The 16,975-nt window shown below is 73.1% G+C and carries 11 protein-coding genes; 4 read left to right on the top strand and 7 right to left on the bottom strand.

Annotated features, from left to right (window positions below; genetic code table 11):
- Positions 1-152 precede the first annotated feature (152 nt).
- The gene (locus tag ACFY5B_RS34565; protein ID WP_389977534.1) at positions 153-2,591 is read left to right on the top strand and encodes a penicillin acylase family protein; all 2,439 of its coding nucleotides are present in this window, start codon (positions 153-155) and stop codon (positions 2,589-2,591) included.
- A gap of 131 nt (positions 2,592-2,722) precedes the next feature.
- Here the strand turns inward: ACFY5B_RS34565 and ACFY5B_RS34560 are convergent, their stop codons facing one another.
- Positions 2,723-4,273 (bottom strand): acyl-CoA synthetase, encoded by a 1,551-nt coding sequence (locus ACFY5B_RS34560; RefSeq protein ID WP_389977531.1) that lies wholly within the window; start codon positions 4,271-4,273, stop codon positions 2,723-2,725.
- Positions 4,270-5,397, bottom strand: a complete 1,128-nt coding sequence (locus ACFY5B_RS34555; protein ID WP_389977528.1) for an NAD(P)H-dependent flavin oxidoreductase — start codon at positions 5,395-5,397, stop codon at positions 4,270-4,272. The genes ACFY5B_RS34560 and ACFY5B_RS34555 overlap by 4 nt, the downstream gene beginning before the upstream one ends.
- Before the next feature lie 159 nt (positions 5,398-5,556).
- On the opposite strand from ACFY5B_RS34555, the gene ACFY5B_RS34550 reads away from it, so the two are divergent.
- Entirely contained in the window at positions 5,557-7,338 is a 1,782-nt protein-coding gene (locus ACFY5B_RS34550; protein ID WP_389977525.1) for a serine hydrolase, read from the top strand.
- Between the two features lie 4 nt (positions 7,339-7,342).
- Here the strand turns inward: ACFY5B_RS34550 and ACFY5B_RS34545 are convergent, their stop codons facing one another.
- The 3 genes from ACFY5B_RS34545 to ACFY5B_RS34535 form a co-directional block, all read right to left on the bottom strand.
- Positions 7,343-8,920 (bottom strand): phytoene desaturase family protein, encoded by a 1,578-nt coding sequence (locus ACFY5B_RS34545; protein WP_389977522.1) that lies wholly within the window; start codon positions 8,918-8,920, stop codon positions 7,343-7,345.
- A 61-nt stretch (positions 8,921-8,981) separates the two neighbouring features.
- On the bottom strand, positions 8,982-11,213 hold the full coding sequence (locus ACFY5B_RS34540) for a tetratricopeptide repeat protein (RefSeq protein WP_389977519.1): 2,232 nt from the start codon (positions 11,211-11,213) through the stop codon (positions 8,982-8,984).
- Positions 11,214-11,275: 62 nt separating this feature from the next.
- Positions 11,276-12,142, bottom strand: coding sequence for an oxygenase MpaB family protein (locus tag ACFY5B_RS34535; protein ID WP_389977516.1), 867 nt, complete (start codon positions 12,140-12,142; stop codon positions 11,276-11,278).
- Positions 12,143-12,320: 178 nt separating this feature from the next.
- On the opposite strand from ACFY5B_RS34535, the gene ACFY5B_RS34530 reads away from it, so the two are divergent.
- Together ACFY5B_RS34530 and ACFY5B_RS34525 are read left to right on the top strand one after the other, a co-directional pair.
- A complete protein-coding gene (locus ACFY5B_RS34530; RefSeq protein WP_389977513.1) occupies positions 12,321-13,838 on the top strand; it encodes an ABC transporter substrate-binding protein in 1,518 nt (505 codons plus the stop codon).
- A gap of 4 nt (positions 13,839-13,842) precedes the next feature.
- Complete coding sequence (locus ACFY5B_RS34525) at positions 13,843-15,597, top strand: ABC transporter permease subunit (RefSeq protein ID WP_389977510.1); 1,755 nt, start codon at positions 13,843-13,845, stop codon at positions 15,595-15,597.
- 52 nt (positions 15,598-15,649) lie between these two features.
- On the opposite strand, the gene ACFY5B_RS34520 is transcribed toward ACFY5B_RS34525, so the two are convergent.
- Together ACFY5B_RS34520 and ACFY5B_RS34515 are read right to left on the bottom strand one after the other, a co-directional pair.
- Positions 15,650-16,633 carry a D-2-hydroxyacid dehydrogenase gene (locus tag ACFY5B_RS34520; protein ID WP_389977507.1) on the bottom strand — a complete coding sequence of 328 codons (984 nt, stop codon included), beginning with the start codon at positions 16,631-16,633 and terminating at the stop codon, positions 15,650-15,652.
- Position 16,634: 1 nt separating this feature from the next.
- Positions 16,635-16,975 (bottom strand): aldehyde dehydrogenase family protein (locus ACFY5B_RS34515; protein ID WP_389977504.1); only part of this gene is annotated, 341 nt, incomplete at its 5' end.

Genomic DNA, 16,975 nt, shown 5'->3' with positions numbered 1-16,975 from the left:
AGGACCCCGGGCAGGCCGGGAGCGGGGGACGGTGATCGGCCACGGGCAACCCTGACGCCGTCGACGGCGTCCGGTGTCATGAAAACCGACGGACGTTCGAACCAGGTCGGTACACACGACACTCCTTTCCCTCGACGATGTTGGAGGGCACGATGCGCAGCCGTCTGAGACGACTCGTTCTGGGGGCCACGGCCCTGTTCACCGCCGCGTCCGCGTTACCCGCGGCGGCCGCCACGACCCAGCAGCGACCAGAGCAACACTCCTCCCGCGACGGCCACTCCGCCGTCATCCGCTACACCGAGTACGGCATTCCGCACATCCTCGCGAAGAACTACACCGACCTGGGCTTCGGTACGGGCTGGGCGCAGGCCGCCGACGAGGTGTGCACTTTGGCCGACGGGTTCGTGACACTGCGGGGCGAGCGGTCCCGGTACTTCGGCTCCGACGCGCCCGCCGGCGGCGACCTCTCGGCGGCCAGGACGAACCTGGCCAGCGACCTGTACTTCGGCGGGGTCCGCGAGAGCCGCACCGTAGAGAAGCTGCTTGCCGAGCCCGCGCCCGTGGGCCCAGGCCGGCAGGTCCGGGACATGATGCGCGGCTGGGCCGCCGGTTACAACGCCTGGCTGAAGCAGCAGAAGATCACGGACCCTTCCTGCGCGGGCGCGTCCTGGGTCCGGCCGGTCTCGGAGCTGGACGTGGCGGCCCGGGGTCTGGCGATCGCCTCGATCTCCGGCGAGGGGCGGTTCGTGGAGACGATCACGACCGCGCAGCCGCCGGCCGGAGCCTCCACCGCCCCCGGCTCCCCGTCCGCCCGCACGCCGGGCGGCAAGGCGGCGGCGAAGGCCGTGGCGGACGCGGCGGAGGAGCTGTGGGGCGACCCAGGCATGGGCTCCAACGCGGTCGCCTTCCGCGGTGACACCACGGCGAACGGCCGTGGCCTGCTGCTGGGCAACCCGCACTACCCGTGGGACGGCGGACGGCGGTTCTGGCAGTCGCAGCAGACGATCCCGGGCGAGCTGAACGTGTCCGGCGGTTCCCTGCTCGGCACCCCGGCGATCTCCATCGGGTTCAACGCACACGTGGCGTGGAGCCACACCGTCTCCACCGGCATTCCGGCCAACTTCCACCAGCTGGCGCTCGATCCGGCCGATCCCACGACCTACCTGGTGGACGGCAGGCCGGAGCGCATGAGGAAGCGGACCGTGACGGTCGCGGTGAAGGGTGGCGCGCCGGTCACCCGCACCCAGTGGTGGACCCGTTACGGCCCCGTCGTCACCTCCCTCAGCTCCCAGGTCCCGCTGCCATGGACCGCCAGGACGGCGTACGCCCTGCACGATCCGAACGCGGCGAACCTCCGCTTCTCCGACACCTCGCTCGGCTTCGGCAAGGCGCGAAGCACGGCCGACGTCCTCGCCTCCCTCGACCGGCACCAGGGCATCCCCTGGGTGAACACGCTCGCCGCCGACCGCGCGGGGCACTCCCTGTTCACCCAGTCCCAGGTCCTCCCCCGCATCACCGACGAGCTGGCGCAGCGCTGCTCCACGGATCTGGGCAGGACCACGTACCCGGCGTCCGGGATCGCGGTCCTCGACGGCTCGCGCGGCGACTGCGCGCTCGGCAGCGACCCGGGCGCCGTCGCGCCGGGGATCTTCGGACCGTCGAGGATGCCGACGCTGAAGGACGCCCCGTACGCGGAGAACTCCAACGGCACGGCGTGGATGACCAACGCCGACCGGCCGCTCACCGGGTACGAGCGGATCTTCGGCACGGTGGGCACACAGCTCGGCCTGCGCACCCGTGGCGCGGTCGAGGACGTCGCGGCGATGGCGGACCGCGGCGGACTGACCGTACGCGACCTGCAGAAGCAGCAGTTCGCCAACAGGGTGCCCGCGGGCGACCTCGCCGCCGAGGACGTGGCACGGGCGTGCGCCGCGCTGCCCGGCGGTACGGCGACGGGCAGCGACGGCAGGGCCGTCGATGTGTCGGCGGCCTGTGGGGTGCTGAGGACGTGGGACCGCACCATGGACACCGGCAGTCGGGGAGCGCTGCTCTTCGACCGGTTCTGGCGCAGGCTCGAACAGACGGTTCCGGCGGACCGGTTGTGGAAGGTGCCGTTCTCGGCTTCGGATCCGGTCCGCACGCCGAACACCCTGAACACGGAGGCGGCGGGCTTCCCGGCCGCACTGGCCGACGCGGTGGCCGAGCTGCGGAGCGCGGGCATCGCGCTCGACGCGCCGCTCGGCGTGCACCAGTTCGTCGTCCGCGACGGCGAGCGCCTGCCCGTGCCGGGCGGCGCGGGGCGGCTCGGCGTGTGGAACGTGCTCGAGCCGACGTGGGACGCGGCCGGCGGCGGCTACACGGAGGTGCCGTTCGGGTCCAGTCATCTGCAGGCGGTCGGCTGGGACGGCAGCCGCTGCCCGGTGGCCCGTACGCTGTTGACGTACTCCCAGTCGTCGAATCCGAAGTCGCCGCACTTCGCCGACCAGACCCGGCTGTTCTCCGGCGAGAAGTGGGTCGCGTCGCGCTTCTGCGAGAAGGACATCCTGTCCTCGCCGAAGCTGAAGGTCGTGCGGGTGCACGAGCGCCGCTGACCCGTGCGCGGGGTGCCGATCCCGTGGGGCAGCACCCCGCACGCGATGCCGATCCCGTGGGGCAGCACCCCGCGCACGGTGCCGTTCTCCTCGGCCGGCGCCCCGCGCACGGCAGGCTCGGCGAAGGCGGCTCACATCGGTCGCGTACGGCGCTCCCAGTACGGCTCCCGCAGCCGCCGCTTGTACAGCTTGCCGTTGGGGTCACGGGGCATCTCGGTGATGAAGTCGACGCTCCTGGGCCGCTTGTACCCGGCGAGCCGGTGGGCGCAGTGGTCGAGGAGGTCGGCCGCGAGGGCGGGCCCGGGCCGGTGCCCGGGGGCCGGTTCGACGACCGCCTTGACCTCCTCGCCCCAGTCGTCGTGCGGGATGCCGAAGACGGCGGCGTCCGCGACGGCGGGGTGGGCGAGCAGGGCCGACTCGATCTCGGCCGGGTAGATGTTGACCCCGCCGGAGATGATCAGATCGATCTTGCGGTCGCGCAGGAAGAGGTAGCCGTCCTCGTCGAGATGGCCCAGGTCGCCGACGGTGAAGAAGTCGCCGATGCGGTTCTTGCGGGTCTTGGCCTCGTCCTTGTGGTACGAGAAGCCGCCGGTGGTCATCTTCATGTAGACGGTGCCGAGTTCTCCGGGTGGCAGCCGGTTGCCGTCGTCGTCGAAGATCGCGAGTTCGCTGATGGGCCAGGCCTTGCCGACCGTGCCGGGCTTCTTCAGCCAGTCCTCGGCGGTGGCGAAGGCGCCGCCGCCCTCGCTGGCCGCGTAGTACTCCTCCACGCAGGGGCCCCACCAGTCGAGCATGGCGCGCTTCACGTGGTCGGGGCAGGGTGCGGCACCGTGGATGGCGTGCCGCATGGAGGAGACGTCGTAACGGTCCTTCACCTCGCCGGGGAGGGCCAGCAGGCGATGGAACTGGGTGGGGACCATATGGGTGTGGGTGCAGCGGTGGGCGTCGATGAGCCGGAGCATCTCCTGGGGTGTCCACTTGTCCATGAGGACCAGCCGGTGGCCGATGTGCAGGGACGCGCCGGCGAATTGGAGCACGGCCGTGTGGTAGAGCGGCGAGCAGACCAGGTGCACGTTGTCGTCGAACGGCCGGATGCCGAAGATGCCGAGGAAACCGCCGAGGTAGGCCTCCTCCGGGGGTTTGCCGGGCAGCGGGCGGCGGATGCCGCGGGGGCGGCCGGTGGTGCCCGAGGTGTAGTTCATGACCCAGCCGAGCGTGCGGTCGGCCGGCGCCGATTCGGGCTGACGGTCCAGGAGTTCGGCGTACGGGCGGAAGCCTTCGACCGTGCCCGCGGCGTACCGGTGCGTGGCCGGCAGGCCGGCCTCGTCGGCGGCGTGGCGGGCCGCTTCGGCGAAGCGCTCGTGGGCCAGGAGCACCTTGGCGCCGGAGTCGGAGACGATCCAGGCGATCTCGGGCCCGACGAGATGGTGGTTGACGGGGACGAGGTAGAGGCCTGCCTGGCTGGCGGCGAGGTAGGCGGTGAGGAACTCGACGCCGTTGGGCAGGACCACCGCGAAGGTGTCGCCGCGTTCCAGTCCGGCCGCGCGCAGGCCGTGCACGAGCCGGTTGGCGGCGGCGTGCAGGCGTCCGGCGGTCCACTCCTCGCCGTCGGGCGCGACGAGTACCGTGCGGCCGGGATCCTCGGTGGCCTGGGCCCAGAAACCCACGGGGGGTGTGCTCACAACTGTCCGCTCCTTCCGGCGATGCGGTTGACGCGGTCCACGGCCTGCTCGAAGCCGCGGGTGAGGTCGTCGAAGACGGCACGGACGCTGCGTTCGCTGTTCATCCGGCCCACGATCTGGCCGACCGGGGTGCCGAGCAGCGGGTCGACCTCGTACTTCTGGATGCGCGACACTGCCTCGGCGACCAGGAGCCCCTGCAGGGGCATGGGGAGGGTGCCGGGCCCGGCCGGGTCGTCCCACGCGTCGGTCCACTCGGTGCGCAGCTGACGGGCGGGCTTGCCGGTCAGCGCTCGGGAGCGGACGGTGTCGCCGGAGCCGGCCGCGAGAAGCTTGCGGGTCAGGGCGGGCGAGTGCAGGTCCGCTTCGGTGGTGGTCAGCCACAGGGAGCCCAGCCACACACCCTGGGCCCCGAGAGCGAGGGCGGCTGCCACCTGCTGACCGCTGCCGATACCCCCGGCGGCCAGGACGGGCAGCGGGGCGACGGCGTCGACGACCTCCGGGGTGAGCACCATGGAGGCGATCTCGCCGGTGTGGCCGCCCGCCTCGTAGCCCTGCGCCACGACGATGTCGATCCCGGCGTCCCGGTGCTTGCGGGCGTGCCGGGCGCTGCCCGCGAGTGCGGCCACCAGCACGTCCTGGTCGTGGGCGCGGGCGATGACGTCGGCGGGCGGGGAGCCGAGAGCGTTGGCGAGGAGCCGGATCGGGTAGTCGAAGGCGACGTCCAGCTGGCTGCGGGCGACCTGCTCCATCCAGCCGGTGATGCGCCAGCCGGACGCCTCCCCCTCGGCGAGTTCGGGCACGCCGTGCTTGGCGAGGGTGTCCCGGACGAACTGCCGGTGGCCCTCGGGGATCATCGCCTCCACGTCGGCCTCGGTCAGTGTTCGATGGTTCGGGGCTTCGACCTTCTTCGCCGGCATCACGACGTCCAGCCCGTACGGCCTGCCGTCGACGTGCGCCTCGATCCAGTCCAGGTCGCGTTTGAGTTCGTCGGGGGCGGTGTAGCGGACCGCGCCGAGCACGCCGAAGCCGCCTGCCCGGCTGATGGCCGCGGCGACGGCGGGGAAGGGCGTGAAGCCGAAGACGGCGTGCTCGATTCCCAGTGTCTGGCTCAGCTCCGTCTGCATGGGCGCAGGATGCCGGAGTCCTCCTGAGGACGGAAGGGTTTTTCTGATGCTCCGTCAGATTCAGGATTCGGGTGGTTCCCGCGTGCGGTCTATGGGCGGCGGCGGGCGGCGGACATACTTCATGGGACATGCGAGTCGGCAGAGGCGAAGGGGTACGCGGTGACCGACGAAGCGGCGAGCGGCGAACCGACCCGGCGTCAACTGGGCAGAACGGGACTGGCTCTGGGTGGTGCGCTCGCACTCGCCTCGCTGCCCGCCGGGCCCGCCGGGGCATCCCCGGCGGGCACCGGCCGCCGCCCCACCCTGCGGCACGGCTCCGCCGCTCGCGCCGGGCTGCTCCCCTCCCATCTGCGCCGCCTCGTCACCGACGCGGAGGCGTTCCTCGGCCCCTCCCCCAAGCACCCCTGGTACGCGGGCGCCGTCCTGCTCGCCGGGCGCGGCGGCACCGTCGCGCTGCACCGGCCCATCGGCATGGCGGTCCGCTACCGCGCCTACGACGAGAAGACCGACACGGGCGTCGAGTTCCCGCCCGGCGAGCAGATCCCCATGGCCGAGGACACCGTCTTCGACCTGGCGTCGGTGTCGAAGCTGTTCACCTCGATCCTCGCCGTGCAGCAGATCGAGCGGGGCGCACTGGAGCTGGAGGCGAAGGTCGCCTCGTACCTGCCGGACTTCGCTCGCGCGGGCAAGCAGGACATCACGATCCGCCAGCTCCTCACCCACACCTCGGGGTTCCGCGCCTGGATCCCGCTGTACAGCGCGCCGACGTACGAGGAGAAGCTCCAGCGCATCTGGGACGAGGCGCCGGTCAGCGCGCCGGGCACGGCGTACCTGTACTCGGACCTGAACCTCATCTCGCTCCAGCTCGTGCTGGAACGGGTCACGGGCCGCACGCTGGACGTCCTGCTCCGCGACGAGATCACCGCCCCGCTCGGCATGCGCCGCACCCGCTACAACCCGCCCGCGTCCTGGCGGCCGAAGATCGCGGCCACGGAGGACGCGCGCGCGCCGTGGTCCGGCCTCGACCGTGGCCTGGTGTGGGGCGAGGTGCACGACGAGAACGCTTTCGGTCTCGGCGGCGTCGCGGGCCACGCGGGCGTGTTCTCCGACGCCTGGGACCTCGCGGTCTTGGGCCGTACGCTGCTCAACGGCGGTGTCTACGGGCGGGCCCGGATCCTGCGGCCGGAGTCGGTGGAGCTGATGTTCACCGACTTCAACACCGCCTTCCCCGGGGACGAGCACGGTCTCGGCTTCGAGCTCTACCAGCACTGGTACATGGGCGCGATGGCCACGCCGCGCACCGCCGGGCACACCGGTTTCACGGGCACTTCGCTGGTGCTCGACCCGACCACCGACTCATTCCTGATCGTCCTCGGCAACTCGGTTCACCCGGTGCGTAGTTGGCGTTCCGGGTCAGCGCCCAGGGGCGCCGCGGCAACCAACATGGCGCGGGCCGTGCCGGTCCGGCCCGTGCAGGGCCGCACGGCCTGGTTCTCCGGCATGGCCCTCTCCACGACGGCGACGCTCACGCTCCCCGCGCTCGACACGTCCGCCGGCCGGGCGCGGCTGCGCTGCGCGCTGTGGTGGGACACCGAGCCGACGGCCGACGTGCTGACCCTGGAGACCTCGGCCGACGGCGGCACGAGCTGGCAGCCCGTGCCCTTCACCACGTCCCGCCGCGGCCAGGCCCGCGAGCGGCACCCGTCGGGCTCGGTCACCGGCTGGTCCGGCCGCGTCTGGCACGAGCTCACCGCCGACGTGCCGGCCGGGCGTGAGCTCACCCTGCGCTGGCGGTACGCGACGGACCGGCTGTACGTGGGGCGCGGCTCTTACGTGGACGGGTTGCGTGTGGAGGCCGCCGACGACGTCCTGTTCGACGAGCGGCGCCCGGCGGACGCGGCACGCCTGACGGCGGTGGGGTGGACGCGCGAGGCCGACTGAGGGGTCACTCGGGGGTGTTCTCCAGCACCGCCATGGCGGCGTTGTGTCCCGGCACGCCGCTGACCCCGCCCCCGCGCACCGCGCCCGCCCCGCACAGCAGCACGTTCGCGTGGCCGGTCTCCACACCCCAGCGGCCGGTGCCTTCCTGGCCGTAGGGCCAGCTCAGCTCGCGGTGGAAGATGTTGCCGCCGGGCAGCCCGAGGTCCCGCTCCAGGTCGAGCGGAGTCCTGGCCTCGATGCAGGGGCGTCCGTCCGCGTCGGTGGCCAGGCAGTCGGCGAGGGGTTCGGCCAGGGGGGCGTCGAGCTGGGCGAGGGTGGACTTCAGCAGGTCCTCGCGTACGGCGTCGTTGTCCCGCTCGAACAGGCGGGCCGGGGTGTGCAGGCCGAAGAGGGTGAGCGTCTGGTAGCCCTGCTCGGCCAGGTCGGGGCCGAGGATGGTCGAGTCGGTGAGCGAGTGGCAGTAGATCTCGGAGGGCGGCGCGGCGGGCAGGTGGCCGGCGGCGGCCTGGGCGTGGGCGGCGGCCAGTTGTTCGTAACCCTCGGCGATGTGGAAGGTGCCGGCGAAGGCCTCGCGCGGGTCGACGGCGCTGTCGCGCAGCCGCGGCAGCCGCTTCAGCAGCATGTTCACCTTCAGCTGGGCGCCCTCGGCGGGGGCCGGGGGCGTGTCGCCGGTCAGTTCGGCGAGGGCCCGCGGTGAGGCGTTCACCAGGACCTGCCGGGCGGCGACGGTGCCTTCGCCGTCGGCCGTGCGATACGCGACCTCGGCGGTTCGGCCGTCCGTGGCGATGCGCAGCGCCTCGTGGCCGGTGGCGAGGACCGCGCCCGCCGCGCGCGCCGCGTCGGCGAGGGCGTCGGTGAGCGCCCCCATCCCGCCGACCGGTACGTCCCAGTCGCCGGTGCCGCCGCCGATCACGTGGTAGAGGAAGCAGCGGTTCTGCTTCAGGGAGGGGTCGTGGGCGTCGGCGAAGGTGCCGATGAGGGCGTCGGTGAGGACCACACCGCGCACCAGGTCGTCGTGGAAGTGCTCCTCCACGGCGGCGCCGATCGGCTCCTCGAACAGCATCCGCCAGGTCTCCTCGTCGTCGAGGCGGCGGCGCAGCTCGTCGCGCGTGGGCAGCGGCTGCGTGAGGGTCGGGAAGATCCGCTGGGCGGCGCGGCCGGTCCTGCCGTAGAAGTCCTGCCAGGCCCGGTATTCGCGGTCGGAACCGGTGAGCCGGGCGAACGCCTCCCGGGTGCGCCGCTCGCCGCCGCCGACGAGGAGTCCGGTGGGCCGGCCGTCGCGTTCGGCGGGTGTGTAGGAGGAGACGGTACGGGTGCGGACCCGGAAGTTCAGTCCGAGGTCCCGGACGATCTTCTTCGGCAGCAGGCTGACCAGGTACGAGTAGCGGGACAGCCGGGCGTCGACCCCGGTGAAGGGCCGGGTGGACACCGCCGCGCCGCCCGTGTGGTCCAGCCGCTCCAGGACCAGCACGGAGCGCCCGGCCCGGGCCAGATAGGCGGCGGCGACCAGGCCGTTGTGGCCGCCGCCGACGATGACGGCGTCGTAGGTCCGGTGTGCGCGGGGTCCCTCGGGTGCGGTCATGGTTCTTGGTAACACGGGGTGATCCGGGTCGGCCAGACGGCGCCTGCCCGCCCTGCCGGGGTCAGCGTCCGGCCGCGGCCCGCTGCTCACGCAGGGCCGCCACTCTTCGGTACAGGGCCATGGCCTCGGCGCTGCGACCGAGCTGTTCGAGGCAGTGGGCCTCGTCGTTGCGGCTGGCGAGGGTGTCGGGGTGGTCGGCGCCGAGGACGCGCTCACGGGCGGCGGCCACGCGCCGGTACTCGGTGAGCGCGTCGGCCCAGCGGCCCAGCCAGCCGAGGCCGACGGCGACCTCGCGGCGGCTGACCAGGGTGTCCGGGTGGTCGGGGCCGAGGGCCTGCTCGCGGAGCGCGGCCACGTCACGGGATTCGGTGAGGGCCTCCTCCCAGCGGCCGAGCCGGCCGAGGTTGACGCAGCGGCCGTGACGGGCGCGCAACGTCTCGGGGTGGGTGGGGCCCTGGCTGCGGGTGCGGTCCGCGATCAGGCCGCGGTAGAGGTCCAGGGCTTCCGCGCTGCGGCCGAGACGGCCCAGGCTGATGCCGATCTCGTGCCGGGCGGCGAGCGTGTCGGGATGGTCGGGGCCGAGGGCCCGGCCACGAGCCTCGGCGACGTCGCGGTAGGTCTCCAGGGCTTCGGCCCAGCGGCCCAGCTGGCCCAGCGTGTAGGCGACTTCGTAGCGGGTGACGAGCGTGTCGGGGTGGTCCGGGCCGAGCACGCGGGCGCGGGCGGCGGCCACCTCGCGGGCCATGCGGTACGAGTCCTCCAGGCGGCCGAGACGGCCGAGGTTGAAGGCGAGGTTGTGGCGGCAGCGCAGGGTGTCGGGGTGTTCGGGGCCCATGAGCTGCTCGCGGGCCGTGAGCACCGAGGTGTAGACGCGGTGGGCGTCGAAGGGCCGGCCCAGCTGCCCGAGGACGTAGGCCATCTCCTGGCGGGCGGCCAGGGTGTCGGGGTGATCGGCGCCGAGGGTGCGGATCCTGGCCCCGGCGACGTGCTTGTACTCGCGCAGGGCGTCCGCGGCCCGGCCGGTGCGGCTGAGGGTGAAGGCGACCTCGTAACGGCTGGAGAGGGTGTCGGGGTGGTCCGGGCCCAGGAGGTGCTCGCGTTCGGCGGCGACGGCCCGGTGCACCTCGCCCGCCTCCGTCCAGCGGCCGAGCCGGCCGAGGCTCAGTCCCGCGTTGTGCCGGCCGGCCAGGGCGGTCAGGACCTCCGTGGGCGGGGCGGGCCGCTGCGCGGGGACGGGTTCGGCGACGACGGGGCCGGTGGCGGGCCGTGCGATCCACTCACCGGACAGGCCCGCCGCCGGGTCCGGTGGGGTGGTGCGCAGTCCCGTGCCGGTCGCTTTGTGGCCGGTGGTCATGCCGCGCGTCCAGGACGGCAGCCGGACCGTGCCCGCGGCCCCGCCGGGAGCCGGGCGGGCCGCCGCGCCGGCGGGCGCGTAGGCCGGCGCGGCCCGGTGTGCGCTGATCCGGCGGGCCAGTTCGCGGGCGTCGTCCGGGCGCTGCGCGGGTTCCTTGGCGAGCAGGTCGAGGATGATCTCCTCCAGGTACTCGGGCAGGTCGGGCCGGTGCTCGCGCGGCGGGCGGGGCGGGGTGTCGCGGTGGCCGACGAGGATCGCCCAGGCGTCGCCGAGGTCGAACGGCGGTACGCCGGTGGCGATCTCGTACAGCACGCACCCGAACGAGTAGAGGTCGCTGCGCTGGTCGACCTCGGTGCCGCCGATCTGCTCGGGGGACATGTAGTGCGGGGTGCCCATGGCGATGCCGGTGCCGGTCAGCCGGGAGGTGAAGCCGATGTCGTGGCCGAGGCGGGCTATGCCGAAGTCGCAGATCTTCACGGTGCCGTCGCCGAGCCGCACGATGTTCGCGGGCTTCAGGTCCCGGTGGACGATGCCCTGTTCGTGGCAGTAGGCGAGGGCGGCGGCGACCTGCTCGGCGATCTCCTCGACGTCCGCGACGGGCAGCGGGTGCTGCTTGTTGTCCTCCAGCAGCTGGCTGAGGTTGCGGCCGTCCAGCAGCTCCATGACGAGATGGAGGACGCCGTCGGACTCGCCGAAGTCGTGCACGACGGTGATGCCCCGGTGCTGCAGCGCGGCGGCCACCCGGGCCTCGCGGCGGAACCGCTCCCGCAGCACGCGGGTGAACGCGTGGTCGTGGTTCGGGCCCAGCGGTTTGAGGCACTTGACGGCGACGTGCCGGCCCAGGGACTCGTCCCGGGCCCGCCACACCTCGCCCATGCCGCCGCGCCCGATCAGATCGAGCAGCCGGTACCGGCCCTGGATGAGCCTGTTGTCCCCCATCTCGCGCGACGCTCCCCCCGGTAGCTGTCCGCCCGCCCCTCGGCTCCACCCAGTATGGCGGCCTATCGTCCGAGTTTGTACGGTGCCGGACGCGCGTCGGGGCCGAGCCTCGCCATGGCCCGCAGGATGTGTTTGGGCGGGAGTTGCCACCGGACACGTGCGGGAACGCGGCGCAGCAGGAGGCCGGCGAGGCGCAGTTGACGGGTGGCGGTGGCCGGGGCGGGGCCCGGCCTGCCGTACAACTCTTGGGCGTACGGCGGCAGGGAGGCGTACGCCAGGTGTGCCACGCGCCGCCAGAGCACCTCGCGCGCCGGTATGAGGAGCGGGTGTGTCGGCGGGCGGAGCAGGAAGTCGTCCACCTCACGCGCCTCGGGTCCCGCGGCCAGATCAGGGCGCACCTTCTCGAAGTAGGCGGCCATCTCGGCCCGGTCCCCCGGTACGGCACCGGGGTCGAGGCCCACCAGGCGTGCGCTCTGCCGGTGTTCGGCGATGTAACGGTCGGCCTCGGCGTCGGTGAGCCGGAATCCGGACCGGCGCGCGACGTGCAGATACGAGTCGATCTCGGCGCAGTGCACCCACATCAGCAGGGCGGGCTCGTCGACGCCGTAGCGCATCCCCGTGGCCGGGTCGGTCGCCGTCAGATTGCGGTGGATCTTCCGGACCCTGGCCCCCGCCCGCTCGGCCGCCTCGGTGGTGCCGTACGTCGTCGTACCGACGAAGTGCGCCGTGCGCATCAGCCGGCCCCACGCGTCGTGACGGAAGTCGGAGTTCTGGGTGACGCCGCGTACCGCGCGCGGGTGCAGGGCCTGCAGGTACAGCGCCCGGATGCCGGCGATCCACATCATGGGGTCGCCGTGCAGCTGCCAGGTCACCGATGCCGGACCGAACAGTCCGGGGTCCGCGCCGGTCGTGCGTTTCGTCTCCGCCACGGCACTCACCCTGGCACACACCGAACAGTGGTCGATACCCACAAACCGTCCGGTTGTTGAGATTTCACCTTCCCCGTGACAGGTTTGGTAAGCCTCCCCTTATATGGTGAGTGCTGTCGATCAAGGCCCGGACCGGGCCCGAACGGCATGCCCGGCCTCGCACACGACAGGACCCCCCATGCGCACCACCTCCCGCCGCCTCATAGCGGCGTTCGCCCTCACTCCCCTGCTGGCCGGCTGCTTCGCGCCGGGCGACGACGGCGCGAATGGTGGGAACGGATCGCAGGGACGGCTGCGGATCGCCCTGGCCATCCCTCCCGTGCAGGCGCTCTCCCCCTACAGCAACGACGCGACGGTGCTCAGCAAGCTGTCCGTCGCCGAAGGACTCACCGTCCTCGGCAAGAACGGTGCCGCCGCGCCCGCGCTCGCGAAGTCCTGGAAGCAGGACAACGCGACCACCTGGACCTTCGAGCTGCGCAAGGCAGAGTTCCAGGACGGCACCCGGCTCACCGCGAAGTCCGTCGTCGACGCGCTCGGGCACGCGAGCGCCGCCGAACCCAAGCCGCGCGTGCTGAGCGACGTGACGCTCACCGCCAAGGCCGACGACGCCGACACCGTCACCCTCACCACCAAGTCGCCCGACCCGGTGCTGCCGCTGCGACTGGCCAGCCCCGCACTGGCGATCCTGTCGGCGAAGGCGTACGCGAAGGACGGCACGGTCAGCCCGGTCGGCACCGGGACCGGCCCCTTCGTGATCAGGAAGCTGAGCGGCAAGACCGGGGCCACGCTCGACCGGTTCGACGGCTACTGGGGCGGCAAGGCGAAGGCGCCGGGCCTCGACGTGACGTGGATCCCGGACGGCACCGCCCGCGCCAACGCGCTGCGCGGCGGCGAGGCCGACATCGCCGAGTGGATCCCGACCTCACAGGCGAAGCTGCTCGACGCCGACACGCGGCACGTGGTCTCCTCGGTCCGTACCGACAGCCTGATCCTCAACACCGGCAAGGGCATGTTCACCGACCCCGGCCTGCGGGCGGCCGCCCGTGAGGCCGTCGACGGCACCGACCTCGTCGACTCCGTCTTCGGCGGCTACGCCGACCCCGCCCAGGGCCTCTTCGGACCCGCCGTCCCCTGGGCCGCCGACCGGCGCGTCGCGGTGACCGGACGGGCCGAGGCCGCGGCCCCCGCCCGGGTCAAGGCCGAGACCAAGGGCAAGACGCTGCGCCTGGCCGCCATCACGAACCGCGCGGAGCTGCCCGAGGCGGCGACCGTCCTCCAGCAGCGGCTGGAGAAGGCCGGGTTCACCGTGAAGCTGGACGTCCGCGAGTACACACAGATGGAGGCCGGCCTCCTCGCGGGCCGCTACGACGCCCTGGTCTTCTCCCGCGTGACCCTCCTCGACACCGGCGACGCGGTCGCCTACCTGGCCAGTGACTACACGAGTGACGGCGTCTACAACATCGCCCGGCTGAAGGACGCCGGCGTGGACAAGGCGATCCGGGCGGCCGCGGCGGAGGGCGACACGGAACGGCGCCACCAGAAGATCATGAAGGCGGAGGCGGAGATCCTCCGCACGGACGCCGTCGTGCCGCTGGTCCACGAGAGGGTCGTCCAGGGCGTCGCCGCCGATGTCGAGGGCGTGGTCCTCGACCCGCGCGAGCGGTCCCTGGTCGACCTCGACACGCACCTGAAGTAGCGGTATGGCCGTCGCTCACCTCCCGGCCGCCCGCCCGTACCCCGGGCGGCTGGCGGCCGGCCGGGCCCTCGCCGGGGCCGCCCTGCTGGCGGCGGTGGCCACGCTGCCGTGGCTGTCCGGCAGCGACCCCGCGCGCACCGTGCTGCGGGCCCGCTCGGCGGACGTGGATCCGACACCCGCGCAACTGACCGCCATACGGGAGCAGCTGGGCCTGGACGAGGGCCCCTGGGTCCACCTCGCACACTGGCTGGGCGGCCTCCCGCGCGGGGACGCGGACGTCTCATGGGTCTCCGGCGCGCCCGTCATGCCGCAGGTGGGCACGGCCCTGTCGGTCTCCCTGACGCTGATGCTGGGCGCGTTCGCGGTCACGGCGCTGGTCGCCGGACTGGTGTGCGCCCGTACGGTCTTCCTCGGATCCCGGCGCCGGCTGCGGCAGGACCGGGCCGGCACCGCCGCCGCCGTCCTCGCGTCGCTGCCGAAGTTCCTGCTCGCCTCGGTGCTGGCCACCGTGTGCGGGGTGTGGTGGGGATGGTTCCCGTCCAGCGGGTGGGAGGGGCCGCAGTCGATGCTGCTGCCCTCGCTCGCCCTCGGCATCCCGTCGGGCGCGATGCTCGGCGGCATGCTCGACCAGGCGCTGCCCGCCGCCTTCCACGAACCCTGGGCACGCACGGCGTACGCCGTCGGCCTCCCGCCCGGCCGCATCGCCCGCAACGCGCTGCGCCGCACCCTGCCCGGCATCCTGCCGCAGCTGCTGCCGACCGTCGTGGCGCTGGTCGGCGGTGCGGTCGCCGTGGAGAAGATCTTCAACATCCCGGGCCTCGGCCGGCTCTCGCTCGACTCCGCCGTCGCGCAGGACCTCCCGGTGCTCCAGACCGCGACGCTGGCTCTGGTCCTGCTCGGTGTGTGCGCGGGCATCCTGATCCGCGCCCTGCGTCACGCACTTCTCGGCCGGACCCTGCTCGACGGCGCCCTGCCCGCCCTGCACCGGCCCCCGCTCACGGTGCCGCCCTCCCTGCGCTGGATCACCATCGCCTGCGCCCTCGTCCTGCTGGCCCTGGTCACGGCGGGCCTGTTGCGCGACCCGCTCCAGGTCGACACGACGGCCCGGCTGCTGTCGCCGTCCCTCGACCACCCCCTGGGCACGGACGCCCTCGGCCGTGACCTGCTGGCCCGGCTGGGCCACGGGGCGCTGCGCACCGCTGGGGTCGCCCTGGCCGTCACGGCGGTCAGTGCCGTCACCGGGCTGCTGCTGGGCATGGCACCACGGGTGAGCGCCGGCCCGACGGAGGTCGTGTCGACGCTGCCCGCCGTCCTCGCGGGCCTGCTGATCGCCGGTGTGACCGGGCCCTCGGTGTGGGGCGCCGCGAGCGCGGTCTGTGCGGTGGGCTGGACTCCGTACGCCGCCCAGACCGCCGCGCTGCTGGAGCAGGAACGCGCGAGCGGGCACATCGCCGCGTCCGTCGCGCTCGGCGCCGGGCGGCTGCACCTGCTGCGCCGCCACCTGCTCCCCTCGGTGGTCCCGGCGCTCGTCCGCAACGCCCTGCTCCGGCTGCCCACGACCGTCCTGGTCCTGGCCTCGCTCGGCTTCCTGGGCCTGGGCGAGCAGCCGCCCACCCCCGAGTGGGGCCGCCTCCTCTCGGAGAACCAGCCGTACGCCGAACTGGCCCCCTGGACCGTGCTGGGCCCGGCAGCCGCGCTCGTGGTGCTGTCCGTGCTGGCGGTGACGGGCAGCGTGCGGGGAGGGGGGAAAGGCGCATAGCGAACGCCCCGGCAGGTGGAGACCACCGGCCGGGGCGTCAACTCCTCGCCTTTCAGGCGGGGGACTCCTCGTGGATCACGTAACCGCGCTGCTTGTCCACGACGTTGCGCAGGGGGCGGCCCTCGACGTGCCGGGTGAGGTTGTCGAGGAACACCTCGACGAGCGCCTCCCGCTCGCTGGTGGTCTCGCCCGCCGTGTGCGGGGAGATCATCACGCCGGGCATGTCCCACAGGGGGGACCCGGCCGGCAGGGGCTCCTGACCGAAGACGTCCAGGGCGGCACCGGCGAGTCGCCCTGCGGCGAGGTGGTCGATGAGCGCATCCTCGTCGACCAGGCCGCCCCGGCCGACGTTGATCAGCCGTGCCCCGGGCTTCATCGCGGCCAGCACGGGAGCGTCGACCATGCCCCGGGTGTCCTGGGTGAGGGGCGCGGCCAGGACGACGTAGTCCGCCTCCGCCAGGGCGGAGGGCAGGGTCGACGCACCGTGGACCGTGCCGAAGTCGGGATCCGCCGTGCGGGCCTTGCGGCCCGCACCGCATACGCGCATCCCGACGGCGCGCAACAGCCGGGCGACGGCCCGCCCGATGGGGCCCGTGCCCCAGACCAGCACGGTGCGTCCGGTGATGCCGTCACTGGGGCGCGGACGCCACTCGCGGCGCCGCTGGTGCTCCCACGTGCCGGGGAAGTCCTTGGCGAGGGCGAGGATCAGTCCGAGGACGTACTCGGCGGCGGGCTGGTCATAGACGCCGCGGGCGTTGGTCAGAGTGACGCCCGGGTCATCGACGAGGGCCGGGAAGAGGAACGAGTCCACTCCCGCGGAGGACGCGTGGACCCAGCGGGGTGCTTTCTCCGGGTTGTCGGGCCAGGCCTCGCGAATGGCTGGGGTGATGCTCACCCAAGCCATGAGGATGTCGGCGCCCGGAAGGAGGTAGGGCAGTTCCTCTTCGGTGGCGTACACGGTGTCCGCGAGCCGCTCGATGAGTTGGGTGGCCGGTGGCCGGTTGCCCCGGTAGAGGACGACGAGTCGGTCCGGCATGTCAGGCTCCGACGGGTACGGCGATGTACTTGTATTCGAGGAACTCGTCGATGCCGACGGTGCCGCCTTCGCGGCCGAGGCCGGACTGCTTGATGCCGCCGAAGGGGGCTGCGGGGTTGGAGACGAGGCCGGTGTTGAGGCCGATCATGCCGCTTTCGAGGCGTTCGGCGACGCGCAGGGCGCGGTCGAGGTTCTGGGTGAACAGGTAGGAGGCCAGGCCGAATTCGGTGTCGTTGGCGGCTGCGACGGCTTCGTCCTCGGTGTCGAAGGTGCGGATGGCGGCGACGGGTCCGAAGATCTCGGTGTCGATGATGGCGGCGTCGGGGGTGATGCCGGTGAGGA

It is taken from the genome of Streptomyces sp. NPDC013187, assembly GCF_042899705.1.
Classification (GTDB): Bacteria; Actinomycetota; Actinomycetes; order Streptomycetales; family Streptomycetaceae; genus Streptomyces; species Streptomyces hawaiiensis_A.
The sequence above is the reverse complement of the archived record's forward strand: the minus strand, read 5'-3'. Positions and strand labels throughout refer to the sequence as shown.